The sequence below is a fragment of the Nonomuraea sp. NPDC003754 genome, from assembly GCF_053605785.1.
The window spans coordinates 1-14,870 of sequence record NZ_JBSGJX010000082.1; the positions used below are offsets into that span (position 1 = coordinate 1).

The window sequence follows — 14,870 nt, forward strand, 5'->3', positions numbered from 1 at the left end:
TGCAGCACGAACAAGATGCCCTGCAACGCCAGCCGATCATCCAGCCGCTTGCGTCCCGGATGTCGGAACCGGCGCTCACGTTTGGGCAGCAACGGCTCGATGACCTGCCATAACTCGTCACCGACCTCCCACGGCTTCAGCCGGGCCATCCCCGCTCCTCTCGCCATCACTACAGCGAGAGATCAAAGCACAACAGAGATCATTCTGTTAGCCCCTTTTAGTCGTGGAGGACCCATCCCCGCGTGCGCGGGGAGCACGTTCTCTTGGGAAGCGCCTCGCACTGCGGGGCGGGACCATCCCCGCGTGCGCGGGGAGCACGAGGCGAGGTCCATCTCCATGTTCATCTTCATGGGACCATCCCCGTGTGCGCGGGGAGCACCTCAGCCTCGACGGCCCGCTGAGGGTCGCGCTGGGACCATCCCCGCGTGCGCGGGGAGCACAGGATTTACCCGCGCGGCGTGGACGTGTGGGAGGGGACCATCCCCGCGTGCCCGGGGAGCACAATGACCCGGACACCAGCCCAGGGTTGTCGGTGGGACCATCCCCGCGTGCGCGGGGAGCACGGGCACCAGGTCGAGCAAGTACCCGCAGGCGTGGGACCATCCCCGCGTGCGCGGGGAGCACCGCCGCCTGCTGGGCGAGGACGGCTACGCCGCGGGACCATCCCCGCGTGCGCGGGGAGCACGTGATGCCTCGGACGTAGCGGGCATGATGGGAGGGACCATCCCCGCGTGCGCGGGGAGCACCGCCGCCTGCTGGGCGAGGACGGCTACGCCGCGGGACCATCCCCGCGTGCGCGGGGAGCACGTGATGCCTCGGACGTAGCGGGCATGATGGGAGGGACCATCCCCGCGTGCGCGGGGAGCACACGACCGGTCTCGCGGCCGGTACTGCCGCATGGGGACCATCCCCGCGTGCGCGGGGAGCACAGCTCCTTGGCCCCCGGTGCCGTTGTAGACCCGGGGACCATCCCCGCGTGCGCGGGGAGCACTGCTCGAAGGCTGGCTGGTCGAAGACGCTGGTGGGACCATCCCCGCGTGCGCGGGGAGCACACCCACGTGTCTTCGATGATGAAGTCCATGGAGGGACCATCCCCGCGTGCGCGGGGAGCACACGCCCTCCTTCGCCCGGTCGGCCTGCGTCCGGGGACCATCCCCGCGTGCGCGGGGAGCACGGGGTCGCTGTACGGCGGCCGGTAACCGGGGAGGGACCATCCCCGCGTGCGCGGGGAGCACTGCTGATCAGCGCCCTATGACTCTGTCCCAGAGGGACCATCCCCGCGTGCGCGGGGAGCACCGCGCTGCACACCACCTTGACGTGGATCGAAACGGGACCATCCCCGCGTGCGCGGGGAGCACACGACGTCGATTTCGCGAAAATCATCAAGGCGGGGACCATCCCCGCGTGCGCGGGGAGCACTCACGGCCAGTCCGGCCATTAGGACCGGAGTGGGGACCATCCCCGCGTGCGCGGGGAGCACGACGACTACTCCCGCACGTACGCGTCTGAGACGGGACCATCCCCGCGTGCGCGGGGAGCACTGCAGAACGATGGCCCGACCCAGACCCGGCACGGGACCATCCCCGCGTGCGCGGGGAGCACGTGATCTGGGCGGCTGCGGAAACCGACGACCCGGGACCATCCCCGCGTGCGCGGGGAGCACGGGTCCATGCCTGCGACGATCTGGGCAAGCAGGGGACCATCCCCGCGTGCGCGGGGAGCACTCCGTGGTCTGGAACGGCGGGATCAAGCCCGCGGGACCATCCCCGCGTGCGCGGGGAGCACAGCGTCTCTGCCTGACCCAGCGCACCCCCGTGAGGGGACCATCCCCGCGTGCGCGGGGAGCACATGATGCGGTTCTGGTCGGTCGGGTACGGGTCGGGACCATCCCCGCGTGCGCGGGGAGCACAGCGACGTCAGCCTCGGCACCCTTTGGGAGGCGGGACCATCCCCGCGTGCGCGGGGAGCACGGGGACGCGCGACCGGTCGGGCATCTGGTGCCGGGACCATCCCCGCGTGCGCGGGGAGCACGCGGGATCACACCGACCGGCGTAAAGATCCCCGGGACCATCCCCGCGTGCGCGGGGAGCACGCAACAATTCCGCGACACGCGGGCCGTGGCACGGGACCATCCCCGCGTGCGCGGGGAGCACCGGTCTTCTCCACCATTCGCGTCACGGTAGTCGGGACCATCCCCGCGTGCGCGGGGAGCACATCCGCCACGAGATCGGCGAGGGGTGGCAGGCGGGACCATCCCCGCGTGCGCGGGGAGCACACCTGGAAGACCATCTCCAAACGGATCTGCCCGGGACCATCCCCGCGTGCGCGTGGAGCACATCAACACCATGCGGGCGCACGGCATCCTGCCGGGACCATCCCCGCGTGCGCGGGGAGCACTCCTCGTCCTGCTCAAGGCCGACGAACACGCGGGGACCATCCCCGCGTGCGCGGGGAGCACACGAGGTGGCGGCGCTGAGCGCCCGCGTCGTCGGGACCATCCCCGCGTGCGCGGGGAGCACGGAAGTGACCGCCTCCATGATCAGCTCTACGGGGGACCATCCCCGCGTGCGCGGGGAGCACGTCAACGTGGTCTTGAGCCGACGCCCAACCATGGGACCATCCCCGCGTGCGCGGGGAGCACTCGTCGATCACGTCCCGGACCCACGAGGCGCTGGGACCATCCCCGCGTGCGCGGGGAGCACGTCGGCGATGGAGGCGAACGCGGCCATCAGGCGGGACCATCCCCGCGTGCGCGGGGAGCACAGGTCCGGGATGATCGAGTTGCCGACCAGGACGGGACCATCCCCGCGTGCGCGGGGAGCACGACGAGGCGCCCACCGTCCGGATGGTGGGACCATCCCCGCGTGCGCGGGGAGCACGCCATGAAGCAGGTGGATCTGTTCCGCGCCGCGGGACCATCCCCGCGTGCGCGGGGAGCACGGCCTGAACGGGCCCGCCCAGCCCTCGCTCTCGGGACCATCCCCGCGTGCGCGGGGAGCACGATGTCAAGGTCGAAGTTCGGGGCGCTGGCCCGGGACCATCCCCGCGTGCGCGGGGAGCACTGAGTAGAGCCGCCTGGGTGCGGCTGTGGGGCGGGACCATCCCCGCGTGCGCGGGGAGCACACTGAGCGACCTGCGCCTTTAGGCGATCGACAGGCCAATTCCGAGTACTTTCAGTGAATTACACAATTCGGACATAGCGACAGCGGCTCGCCCGGTTCGCCGAAGGATCTCCAGCTCGACTCCAGGTTGCTGGGTTGCGTACTGGCCTTAATTTTGGCGGTATCGGCGGCGTTTGGCCGCCTTGCTCCATCCACTGGGCGGAGGAGCCGATGCGACTGCAGGCCGGTCTTTGGGCCGACGGATCAGCACCAGGCCGTCGTGGTCGATCGGATGCCAACTGTGGTCGTGAGTTTCGAAGGCGAACCCTTGTTCATTGTTTGTGGAGTACACCAGCAGTGCTCGTCCGGTGTTCGCGTACTGGCGCACTTCTCCCCACAGGGCCTGGCGAATGCGTGCGGAGGGACCCCCGATGAAGACGCCGGGCGAGATCTCCATCAACCACCGGGTGAGGAAACCACGCAGCCCGACCGGGCAACGGGTAAGCACGATTATGGTCACCAGGGCACCTCATCGCTGTCGGGAAGATCAACGGCGTAGTTTCGGCCGGCAGTCAGCTCTATCCCGCGATCGCTTTGCAGGGTGACGCGATCGGTGTCCTCATCAGGTCCGGCACCGGGTAGCAGGAGTTGCTTGATGTCTTCCACGCACCGCTTGAGCAGCCCGACCTTGTTGACCTGGTCGCGGATGGCGCGGCGAGTGCGAGAGCCAACGTCGTCAGGGCCTTCGGCGGCCACATCGAAGGCGATCGGGATGGCTATCTCGGTTTTGTACAGGTCGGCGATGTCCAGGACGAAGGCGAGTTCGTGCCCCGAGTGGATGAAGCCCAGGCCTGGGGAGCAGCCGAGGGCGGCGACGGCGGTCTGGGCGATGCCGTACATGCACTGGGCGGCAGCTGTTACCGCTTGGTTGGCCGGATCGCCAGAGGAGAACTCGCCGGGCAGGTACTGGCGGCCGTTCCAAGCGATGCCGGTCCTGGCGGCGTGGTGACGGTAGCACGCCTTGACGCGTCGTCCTTCTCGGCCGAGAAGTTCATGCCGCGTCAGACCTGCGGGTTCTTCATCGGGAAAACGCATTCGATACATCTGGCGAGCGGTCTCCAGACGCGTGCGTTGGTTGGCCCACTTGGTGGCCTGAGCTTCGACGAGGGCGGAGGAGCGATTGAGCGATCTTCCGCCTGAGTAGAAGCGGACGCCCCGCTCACCCACCCACACGACTCCGGCGCCACTGTCGCCCAGCACGCTCATGGCCTGGTGGGTTACTCGCGTGCCCGGGCCCAGAAGCAGGGTGCCGATGGTGGCGGAGGGGATATGAATCACCCCGTCGGCGTCCTCGGCTGTCAAGGCATTGTCTTCACGGTGGACGGAGCAGCGCTCGAGGTAGACGAAGGAGAGTCGGTCCGCCATCCGGGTGAGTTCGCGTGGTGACGAGGCTCCCCGCCTGCCTACGGTGGCCACGTTCTCACACCGCCGCGAGTGTCATCAGGCCGCATCCGTAGGCTTTGGCCCTGCCCAGCCCGTGGGTGAGCGTCCGCCGGAAGGCTCCGACATCGGTGATCTCCAGCAGTCCATCGTATGTGACGGTCATCAGGGTGACGGGACGGCGCTGGCCGGACTTGCCGAAGGCGAGCTGGCGGCGGTTGTGAATGACGAGCTCGTGCTCGTCTCCCTCTGAGAGGTGTCGCCGGTGGGGTGGTTTGGGCAATACGGCGAATCCGGCGCTTTGCTGACGCTGCAGCAGCCAGTTGGTCTGGTGGCGGACGCCGATGTGTGCGGTGATCTTAGTGGGTTCGTCGTCAGTACGGCGCGCGGTGTGGACGGGATTGGCGGTGAGGCGGAAGGACCACCGGTCCCCTACGGCCAGCCTCGACAGGAGTGGGGTGTAGTCGAAGGTGTCCCAACTCCCGGTCTGGGGCCAGCCCGCCTGCTCGACGAGGTGGGTCAGGTCCGGTTTGTCCGGACTGACGATGTAGAGGTAGGTCTCGGCCCGGCTGGTGGCGTCGATGCGCCAAAGCACTCTGGGGCCGTTGCTCGGTTCGGCCGGAGTTTCAGCGAAGGAGGACATCACCGCAGCGTGCAACATCTGCGAGGAGGACAGCAGTCGGCGGGCGCCGATGCGAGCGGTGTTAAGGCGAAAACGGGTCAGATTCATCACGCGCCTCCCAGGAGCGCGGTCGGGTCGTGGTGGTAGCTGGCCGCGGCGAAGCGGGCGACTGCCGGGTTGGGTATCTCGGTCCAGGTCTCTCGGATACCGCGCAGCGCATACTGCCGATGGCGAGCGTCAAAGGTCACCGGTTGATCGCGAAGAGTGCCGGTAGGCCCGTCCTCAGCCGTGGATTCCAGCAGGATGTCCAGCCTGATAGTGGGCTGGCGGCGATGACGGCGCTGGTACCAGCGGGCTGCATGCCACTCCTGCTCCTTCAACGCCTCTTCCAATGCCTTGTTATGGTCCACAGCCAGATCCAGTCGCCTGGCGGGCGGGCAGGAGCGACGGCCAAGGTAGGGCAAGAACACAGGATGGCGAACGGCCTGGTGAAGTCGCTCGATCAACTGACGGTCGCCTTCGACAGCCGCCAAAAAGACGGCGTCGGCAAGGAAGTAGCGTTCAGAGACGGGCAACGACTCGCCGGTGAACCGCTGTGCGGTGTGGTAGTCACGCAACAGTCTGCCGGGCTGATCGAGGCGGACCCCAAAACGCAGCGCGGCTAGATCCGAGACATCCTCGTCACGGCGGCGTCCGAGGGCAGCGGCGAGCAGGCCGATCACGCCGCTCTTGGTCGGGGCGGCCTCGGTGGAGCGGCGAGCGAAGCGCGAGCCGACCCCCCACGACTGCAGGGGGCCGGCCAGTTGCAGCAGCAGGACGCTCATACGCCGTCCTGTCGCCGGGCGACCTCCGTGCCCACCGCACTGACCAGCTCGGTCAGCGAAAGCTCTGTGCCGAGCCCGGACAGCGCCTGGGTGTTGGGGCCGACGCGCAGAAGCCAACTGGGGCCTTCGTCGGCCAGGCCATAGGCGCCTTCGATCTCGGGTATGTATGAGGCCAATCGCTCGCACGCCTGTCGGAGGTGGCCGCCGGTTTCCGGCTCGGCCCGGCACGGTTCTTCGAAGGCGGCGACGACATTGATAGGCCGACTGGTGCGCAGCTTGACCAGGACCGCGTCAGGCAAAGTGTGGTTACCGAAGGTGTTGATCTTGCCGGTGGGCATCGAGGTGATGAAGCCGTGGAGAAATGCCTCTACGGCCCGCTGGACCGGCTCGGTGATCGGCTGGTCGTCCCGTAGGCCGGCGCCCAGGTTGTGGCGTAGCAGGTCGACGTCGACAGCGGCGTATCGGTAGAGGGTGGCGGAGTTGAACTCGACTGTGCCGATCATGCCAGCGCCCTGGTCGTCGGTCTCCCGGGTTTTGTAGTCGTCGACTGCGGTGTAATAGTCGGACTCGTTCTCCACCCGGTGGACACTGATGGCATGTGCAACCTGCGCGGCTGCGTCAACGTTGATGTCGGCGCTGTCGGCCACCATGCGGCCGAACAGAGCGATGTCCACTGAGTGATGGGTGTTCGCGATCTGCCTGGCGTGATCCTTGGCGACCTTGTCCTTGAAGAAGGCCTTGATGTCGTCGCGTCCCTTGATGGCGAGTTCGGCCAGGCCGTCCAGTTGGTGGGCGCTGAGGAACAGCAGATACCTGGATTCCGGCGCGGGGTCAGGCCCTTCCTTGCCGGCGTTGCGCTTCGGAGTATCGATCTTGGATCCGGTGGCGACTTGAACGGTTTCGGCGGCCAGGGCCCAAGCTTGGCTCTGCTCGATGGTGTCGTCAACGTGGCGAATGCGGTCGGCAAGCAGTTCGGCCACTTTGCGGGTGCGCACCCCCAACTCCGCGGGGTCCAGCAGGTCGTGGAAGGCACGCCGGGTGGCGCGTTTCCATGCTTGGCTGGAGACGCGGGCACGCAGCACCCCGCCATACAAGGCGGATTTGGGGGTGCCAGTGTCGTCCCGGTTGAGGCAGCTCGGGGGAACGGTCTGCAGCGCGTGAAGCTCCAAGATCGTGCGCGTCATCAGCTGTCCTTCTCGGTGGGAGTGACCATGGTCGGGGTGGCAGCGTCATCGGACGAGGTGTCGTCGGTTGGGGTGACGGCAGGGGGCCGGTATGCGTGGAAGCTGCGGCCCCAGCTTTGCCGTACCTGACGCATGCCTTCAGGATGTTGGGCTTGATACAGCTGGCCGGCCAGCAGCGCATAGTCCAGCGGGATCGACTCTCCGTGCAGCAGGGAGACGATCTCGCGCAGGCGGTGGGCCAGGGTGTGGCTGGTGCCTGCGGTGCCCACGCGCACGAAGCGGCGACGGATCGGCTCGTCGATTTCTCCGCCGGGCATCAGGCGGCGGACAGCTGTCCCTAGTTGGATGTGCGCCCGGTGCATACCCATGCTCGTAACTGACTGCTGGTGCAGTGCGTACAGGGTGACGGCGAGGAACAGTGCGGTCTCGGCCCTAAGCGCCTCTGGTTCGGGCAGATCATGCTCGTAGAGGCGGCCTGTTCCGGTCATACCCCACAGATCGGGCACGTCTTGGGGCAGTTTGCCAGCGCCTCGGCGCAGCCGTGCCATCAACGCGACCGCCCAGCTTTGATCAGCGAGGTAGCCCTTCTGCAGGTCGGTGATGAACTCACCGGCAATGATCTGGAGGAGGTCCTTCACCGAAGGCTGGGTGGAGGGTGCGGTTGTGGTCATGAAGGTGTCTCCGCGCTGCTGTGTAGGAGGTCCCCGACGGTCGAGGGGTCGGGTTGGGCACCCGGGAGGGTGGCGCGGAGCTTGGCGCGAAAGCTCAAGTCCGCCTGCCCTGCTGTCAGCCACAGGTCCCGGCCCTGTTTGGTCGTGATGACGCGTCCGGCCCAAGCGGCGTCCGAGGCGGTTGCGAGCAGCGCCTCGCCGCAGCTGAGCATCAGGCGGTGCGCTTTGCGCTGCCAGGCCTCGCGCTGCTGTTGGGCAGAGTCACGAGGGCTTAGGTGAGCGAGCCAGGTGCGGAACGCTCCATCCAACGCTGCGAAGCCCGCTGTCTTGGCGACGGTGCGTGGCGCCTCCGCATCCGCCCCGGAGGCCCGCGCAAGGTCGGCGGCCAGATCGCCGAGTGCGGCGACTGCCTTGTCCGCGTCGGCGACCGCGTCTATCGCGGTCTGGCCCAAGCCCGTGTCACTGCGATGCAGCAGGATCACCGGCATGGCTACCTCATCGTCGATGATCTCGTCGATGACCGACTGCTGCGTGCCGTAAACGACGCCGAACAACCTGGCGCGAATGAGGAAGTCGGGTGGCAGGTCACCTTCCACGGTCAGCCTGGCGACCCAATCCAGGATGCGTGGCCGGACCAACGCAGCGGATTCCTTGCGCTGCTCGGCCCCTTCCGCTCTTCCGGCGACCAGGGCACCCAACCCGCGCCAGGCGGTCCGGGCGGGATCGTGCTCGCGCGGCAGATACACCTGGGCCTCGCCCAGTTTCTTCTCCTGCGCAGGGCTGCGCCGCCAGCCGGTCATCGGCTCCTTCAGGTGCAGGTTGTGCGGCGTGAGGGGGTCACCATAAGCCAGCACCGCTCCGCGTACTGCTTCGGCGTCGAAAGCCAGCCGTATGCGCCGGGACTGCCAGGTGTACAGATCACGCGGCCCGGCCGGTCCCATTTCCAGCTCGATCGGGTTCGCCGCTTGCGGGCCCGGCGGTGTCTGCCGCCAGGCCGGAAGATCACGACTAGGATCGACGTCCAGATTGAAGGTGTCGAAGGCGATCAAGTTGAGCAACAGCGTCTCGCTCAGGTTGTCACCCTCTGCCAGCACCCCGCCGAGGTTGCCGCACCAGGCGACGCCGAGCGGATAGACCTTGCCGCTCTTGACGCGCGGGTCGCCCTTCGCGCCGGTCTTGATGCCGGAAGTGTCGAAGGCGTGCGCGTGCACCAACCAGCGGGCTGCCTCGGCGAAGTCGAGCCGATCGGCTCCACGCGCCCTCATGGTGAAGAACGGCGCCCCATTGGGCACATCTGCGATCAGGCGGTCCAGTGAACTGATCTCGCCGGTCATGGTGCACAGTCCGGCAGTCTGGAAGAACGGCGTATCCGGGTGGAGCAGGTCGAACCGGCTGCGACAGGCATCCAGATACTCTTCGACACGGGCGGTGGGAAGGCCGTCGTTCCACAGCTCGTTCCAGTCCTGCAAATCCCGCGGCCCTTCGATCGCGTCGTGCAGGATCGCCAACAGCAGTCGCATGAGCGCAAACTCTTGGGTGGGCACATCGCCTACCACCCGGCGCAGGTCACGCGCCTGGGCGAAGATGCCCCTCAGCGACAGCAGGTCGGCGCGGCCATCATGGCGTTGTACTGGTAGCCAAGGACTGCTGGTCAGATCAAAGGACGCTCGATCATTCGGCACGAGCCACCTCCAGGCCGTCGGCAGTGGTGTAGTGCAGGTCGTAGCCTGCCAGGCGAGCCCGACAGTTCTCATCGAGCAACAAGATCAGCTCCCCGGCCAGCCAAGGACTGTCAGGTGTCTGCCAGTCCGGGATGCACACAGCCTCAAGTTCCTGGATGGCCCGGTCGATCGTCGGGGGGACGGAGAAGTGAAAGGGCAACCGAAGACCGCTTGCGGCGACGATGCGGGCCAGCCTTGGCTCGGGCGCAGACTCGGTCGGCAGCTTCCGCCCACCCCGGCCTTTGCTCAGTCCCGGCAGCGTGGCCAGCATCCCGTCCGATCGACGCTGCACGACCAGCACCTCAAGAGACTCCGCCCCATCGCGCACCTGAGCGCGTCCGCGGCGGGTTTCCTCGGCATCCCCGACGCCGGCGTCCAGCCAGCCCACCAGCGCGCGGCCCTCTCGTCCGACCTCTCCGAGCTGAAATGCAGCAGCCTTGACCCGCTGCTCCGCCTGGTGCAGTTCCTCGCTCTCAAGCGCCTGAGCCATGGCCTCGCGCCAGGCCTCCGGCCCAACAGGGTCAGGCCCATAGGCCCCCTGGATCAGCGGGCTGATGTCCTCCGGCAACCTCAGAATCCGGCCCGATAGGTACGGCTCCAGCACGGCAGCCGACCTCAGCAGTGCGTGCAGCCGGTAGACGCGACGCGAACCAGATACCGGCTGCACCGGAACCGCCTGCCAGTCCGTGCCAGTCACCAGGCAACGCGGGGACCGCAGCCTCGATGGCCGTTCACGCACGTGGCGGTGCAGCCGTCCCAACCGTTGTAGCAACAGGTCAACCGGGCAAAGATCGGTCACAAGGAGATCGAAATCGATATCCAGGGACTGTTCGGCGACCTGGCTCGCCACGACGACGTGCGGTCTTGTCGGGCGGCCCACGCTCTTGCCTGGAGGACCGAAACGCTCCAGCAGATCGGCGTCCTTCTCCGCTCGGTCCGAGTCCACGAACCTGGCGTGGGCCACCGTCACACCCTCTGGTCCGAATCGCTCCCGCAACGCCGCGGCCGTCTCCAACACCCGGTCCACTGTGTTACGCACCACCAGAGCACAGCCACCTTCGGCCAGTTCCTCGGCCAGGCGATCACACAACCTGCTCAGATCGTCGTCCAGCCGCTCCAGCCGTACGTGTGACGTCTGCGCAGAGCCCGAGACTTGCACGGTCCTCGCCGACCCGCGCGGTTCCACAGCAGTCAGCAGCGGATAGGCGTGCGTTGAGACCGCTTCCGGATCGTCTGTCGCGCCAGCGTAGGCGGCGGCCAAAGCACGGCGACGCCCCGCCGGCAGCGTGGCCGACAACACCACCACTGGCACCCGGTAGGCGCCCAACCAGGACAGCACCCGGTCGAGGTAAGAGTTCATGTAGGTGTCGTAGGCATGCGCCTCGTCGATGACGACCACCTTGCCTGCCAGCGCCAGGTGCCGTAGTGCCAGATGTCGGCTTTTGAGACCCATGAACAGTAACTGGTCAACCGTTCCCACCACGAAGGAGGACAGCATGCCCTTCTTCCTGCCGCGGAGCCACTGATGGGCGATCAGATCAGCCGAGGACGCCATTCGATCCGCACGACGGCTCCACTCGCCTCCACCCCCATCAACATCAACTTCGCGTACGGCTCGCCGACCAGCACGCACCAGCTCGGCGAAATCCTCGTTCAAGGCCGCCTTTGAATGCGCGAGGAGTACCGAACGTCTGCCTTGACCAGCCGTTACCTGACGCAGCCAGGCCAGCATGCGAGGAAACATCGCATTGCCCGTCGCCATCGTGGGCAGCGCGACGAAGCAGCCGCCCGCTCCCGATTTCGCCGCAAAGGTCTCCGCCACCGCCAGCGCCGCCTCGGTCTTACCTTCCCCCATTGGCGCCTCAATGATCATCAGCCCGGGGACCGTCATGGAGCGTGCCAACTCCACCGCGCGCACCTGCACCGGACGCGCATGTGCTCCCACTGGCAGATCGAAACGTGAGGCGAACAACGTATCCGGGTCGTCCACCGGCTCATGAGGACGCCATGGCTCCGGCAGATCCAGTCCACGCCAGGCCGCCGCCACCCGCTCCGGCCCGTTCTGCTGCTCGGCTTGCGGGAAATACGGGAACAGATCGGCATTGCTGGCGATCCAGTCCGCCACAATGACGAGCCCGGTCAGCAACACCTGCGCCGGTTGTGTGAGCTTGACCTTCTGCCAACCCGACAGCAGGTGTTGCATCCCGCATGCCTCGGCAATGCGGTCCAACAGCTCATACTGCACAGCCTTCCAGAGCTGCGCGCAATCCGGTGTACGTAGCAGATGCGGTCGCACGTTCAGGTTCCGAATATCGTCGAACGTGGGCGGCACCCCGTGGTGACCACCTGCGATGATCCCCACCTGGATGGTTGCCGAACGTACCCAGTGCACCGCTCGACCAGCCACTCCTGCAACAGCACCTGACCTGCGAGGCCGTGGCGCGCGAGTTTGCGATCAGACAGCCGCTTCACATCCGGCATGTCCAGCCCGGCTGCCCGCATCGTCTCCGCCAGCCCGTCCACCTGGCAAGCGAACGCTGGCGAGGCCTTGCCTATGTCATGCACCGTCGCGAGCCAGATGGCCAATCGACGTGCCTCTTCCACGCCGCCTGGGAGGTTTTCAGCCACGATCCGGTGCACCTGTTCTGGAAGCCACCGGTCCCACAGCAAGCCGGCCACCAGACCGCTGTCGGCCATGTGGCGCCATAACGGCAACCAGCCGTCGCTGGCCCGGTCATGCTTGGCCCACACTGTACGAGCTGCCACCGACAACCCGTCACCCAGACGCTGCAGAAACGGCTCCTCATCGAGCATGCCGATCATTAAAGGGCACGCGCACGATCGCCCTGCACAGAGTCACCGATAATCGGCGAAGAAGTACGCCGGAGGAGGAAGATTATCCCCCGGCGCGAAAGATCAGCCCCACTACGCGGCGGTACTACATGCACCCAGACGAGGACGATTGAACTGGAGACATCCATACAACAGGGGCCCAGCCGAATACCGCCCTACAGGGACGACGCCGACCAAATGAACGTAAAAGGCACATAAAGGGCTAATTGGCGACAAATCCCTTCGGCGGCTTGATAACCGCCCCCCGACCGGCTGCTAGATACCCATGCAACGGAAACGACGATGCCCCCTATGTCCGATTCTCTAGAAGTGCTCGAAACCCGCCCCTCCCGCGGCCATTCGTGCAGGTGAAGCAGAGTGCTCCCCGCGCACGCGGGGATGGTCCCTGCTCGCCGCCGAACCAGGACACGAGCCCCACGTGCTCCCCGCGCACGCGGGGATGGTCCCTGGGTGACCAGGTTCTCGCTCGCGCCGGCCTTGTGCTCCCCGCGCACGCGGGGATGGTCCCGGCCGCAACCCCCACGAACTCACGTTGCGCATGTGCTCCCCGCGCACGCGGGGATGGTCCCTGGCCGCGGTGATGGCGTCGACCGGGTTCATCGTGCTCCCCGCGCACGCGGGGATGGTCCCCTGGGGGCCCCCAAGCACCTCGCGCTACGCGCGTGCTCCCCGCGCACGCGGGGATGGTCCCCTGGGGGCCCCCAAGCACCTCGCGCTACGCGCGTGCTCCCCGCGCACGCGGGGATGGTCCCAACCCGGCCAATCCCGGCCGGGGTCCGGAAATGTGCTCCCCGCGCACGCGGGGATGGTCCCTGCCGTGGCTGCCGCCCGGCACCCCATCCACCGTGCTCCCCGCGCACGCGGGGATGGTCCCTGAGACTTGCGAAGGCGGCTCGGCTCCAGCAGGTGCTCCCCGCGCACGCGGGGATGGTCCCCTCCTGCGTAAGCATCCGCGGCCCATCACCCAGTGCTCCCCGCGCACGCGGGGATGGTCCTGCTCCACAACGCAACATCCAGTGAGGCTCCATGTGCTCCCCGCGCACGCGGGGATGGTCCCTTCTCCACTGAGGCGCGGATGGCGCCGAGCTGGTGCTCCCCGCGCACGCGGGGATGGTCCGCGCCTATCCAGTCGATGAAGTGACGATCGTCAGTGCTCCCCGCGCACGCGGGGATGGTCCCGTCCGGGTGGACGCCAACGTCGGCGGAGCGCTGTGCTCCCCGCGCACGCGGGGATGGTCCCGATCATCAGTCAGTTCGTGAACCAAGTCCGATGTGCTCCCCGCGCACGCGGGGATGGTCCCCGTGGTGGTCCGGGCCCTACACGAAGGTCACTGTGCTCCCCGCGCACGCGGGGATGGTCCCGAGGACATTGACGAACTGGTCAGCTACGCCGAGTGCTCCCCGCGCACGCGGGGATGGTCCCCGCAACCGGAACGTTCACCAGCCTTGTACTGCGTGCTCCCCGCGCACGCGGGGATGGTCCCCGGCCGCCGTCGTCCGGGAGCCTCGAGCCCATGTGCTCCCTGCGCACGCGGGGATGGTCCATCAACACGCACGTGGTCAACCAGCTCGGGCAGGTGCTCCCCGCGCACGCGGGGATGGTCCCTCGGTGAAGATGCTTCAGGAGTTGAACGACGGGTGCTCCCCGCGCACGCGGGGATGGTCCCAAGGAGATCCCTGGCGCCATCACCTCCCTCGGGTGCTCCCCGCGCACGCGGGGATGGTCCCAGCTTGCGCTCGATGTCCGCTGCCGTGTCGCCGTGCACCCGCGCACGCGGGGATGGTCCCATCGTGACGTTCGTCGCTCAGATCGCTGCTCTGTGCTCCCCGCGCACGCGGGGATGGTCCCCCCCTCGACGGGTACGGCCAGGGCATCACGTTGTGCTCCCCGCGCACGCGGGGATGGTCCCGGCGTGCGGAACATCGCGATGACCTGGACCTCGTGCTCCCCGCGCACGCGGGGATGGTCCCCGCCAGTCGGACATTCTGACCAGGAACTCGGCGTGCTCCCCGCGCACGCGGGGATGGTCCCGCGCCGCTGGCCTGCGTTGAGACGGGAGCGGCGTGCTCCCCGCGCACGCGGGGATGGTCCCGACCAGGCGCCCGCGCCCATGTTGGTGGTGGTGTGCTCCCCGCGCACGCGGGGATGGTCCGCCAGCGCCACCCGGCGGAACCTGGGCCTGATGTGCTCCCCGCGCACGCGGGGATGGTCCCGCGACGAACCCCAGGTAGGTCCAGGGGTCGTCGTGCTCCCCGCGCACGCGGGGATGGTCCCAGGGCTGGGTGGTCACCATCCAAGGCCGCGGCGTGCTCCCCGCGCACGCGGGGATGGTCCCGTCACGAGAGGTAGGACACCATGTCCAACGCTGTGCTCCCCGCGCACGCGGGGATGGTCCCGTCACGAGAGGTAGGACACCATGTCCAACGCTGTGCTCCCCGCGCACGCGGGGAGGG

The 14,870-nt window shown here is 67.6% G+C and carries 9 protein-coding genes, 1 pseudogene and 3 CRISPR repeat arrays; all 10 genes and pseudogenes read right to left on the minus strand.

The window, feature by feature from the left end:
- The coding region (locus ACWEVS_RS44800) for a transposase (RefSeq protein WP_452557185.1) at positions 1-167 on the minus strand (167 nt) is incomplete at its 3' end.
- A gap of 61 nt (positions 168-228) precedes the next feature.
- A CRISPR array of direct repeats spans positions 229-3,123; the repeat unit is 29 nt; unit sequence GGGACCATCCCCGCGTGCGCGGGGAGCAC.
- Positions 3,124-3,270: 147 nt separating this feature from the next.
- Entirely contained in the window at positions 3,271-3,621 is a 351-nt protein-coding gene (cas2e, locus tag ACWEVS_RS44805) for a type I-E CRISPR-associated endoribonuclease Cas2e (RefSeq protein ID WP_452557173.1), read from the minus strand.
- Entirely contained in the window at positions 3,618-4,577 is a 960-nt protein-coding gene (gene cas1e, locus ACWEVS_RS44810) for a type I-E CRISPR-associated endonuclease Cas1e (protein ID WP_452419780.1), read from the minus strand. The genes cas2e and cas1e overlap by 4 nt, the downstream gene beginning before the upstream one ends.
- Before the next feature lie 4 nt (positions 4,578-4,581).
- Entirely contained in the window at positions 4,582-5,271 is a 690-nt protein-coding gene (cas6e, locus tag ACWEVS_RS44815) for a type I-E CRISPR-associated protein Cas6/Cse3/CasE (RefSeq protein WP_452557175.1), read from the minus strand.
- Positions 5,271-5,987: a type I-E CRISPR-associated protein Cas5/CasD gene (cas5e, locus tag ACWEVS_RS44820; protein ID WP_452557177.1), complete on the minus strand. Its 717-nt coding sequence runs from the start codon at positions 5,985-5,987 to the stop codon at positions 5,271-5,273. The genes cas6e and cas5e overlap by 1 nt, the downstream gene beginning before the upstream one ends.
- Positions 5,984-7,171, minus strand: coding sequence for a type I-E CRISPR-associated protein Cas7/Cse4/CasC (gene cas7e, locus ACWEVS_RS44825; protein ID WP_452557179.1), 1,188 nt, complete (start codon positions 7,169-7,171; stop codon positions 5,984-5,986). The genes cas5e and cas7e overlap by 4 nt, the downstream gene beginning before the upstream one ends.
- Entirely contained in the window at positions 7,171-7,842 is a 672-nt protein-coding gene (gene casB / locus ACWEVS_RS44830) for a type I-E CRISPR-associated protein Cse2/CasB (protein WP_452557181.1), read from the minus strand. The genes cas7e and casB overlap by 1 nt, the downstream gene beginning before the upstream one ends.
- A complete protein-coding gene (casA, locus tag ACWEVS_RS44835) occupies positions 7,839-9,524 on the minus strand; it encodes a type I-E CRISPR-associated protein Cse1/CasA (RefSeq protein ID WP_452557183.1) in 1,686 nt (561 codons plus the stop codon). Before casA ends, casB begins: the two co-directional genes overlap by 4 nt.
- Positions 9,514-11,454: a CRISPR-associated helicase Cas3' gene (gene cas3 / locus ACWEVS_RS44840; protein ID WP_452557187.1), complete on the minus strand. Its 1,941-nt coding sequence runs from the start codon at positions 11,452-11,454 to the stop codon at positions 9,514-9,516. Before cas3 ends, casA begins: the two co-directional genes overlap by 11 nt.
- Positions 11,455-11,712: 258 nt before the next feature.
- Positions 11,713-12,386 (minus strand): annotated as a pseudogene (locus tag ACWEVS_RS44845) (CRISPR-associated endonuclease Cas3''); the annotation flags it as partial.
- A gap of 387 nt (positions 12,387-12,773) precedes the next feature.
- A CRISPR array of direct repeats spans positions 12,774-14,145; the repeat unit is 29 nt; unit sequence GTGCTCCCCGCGCACGCGGGGATGGTCCC.
- A 91-nt stretch (positions 14,146-14,236) separates the two neighbouring features.
- Positions 14,237-14,813: a CRISPR direct-repeat array (repeat unit 29 nt; unit sequence GTGCTCCCCGCGCACGCGGGGATGGTCCC).
- The last annotated feature ends 57 nt before the right edge of the window (positions 14,814-14,870 follow it).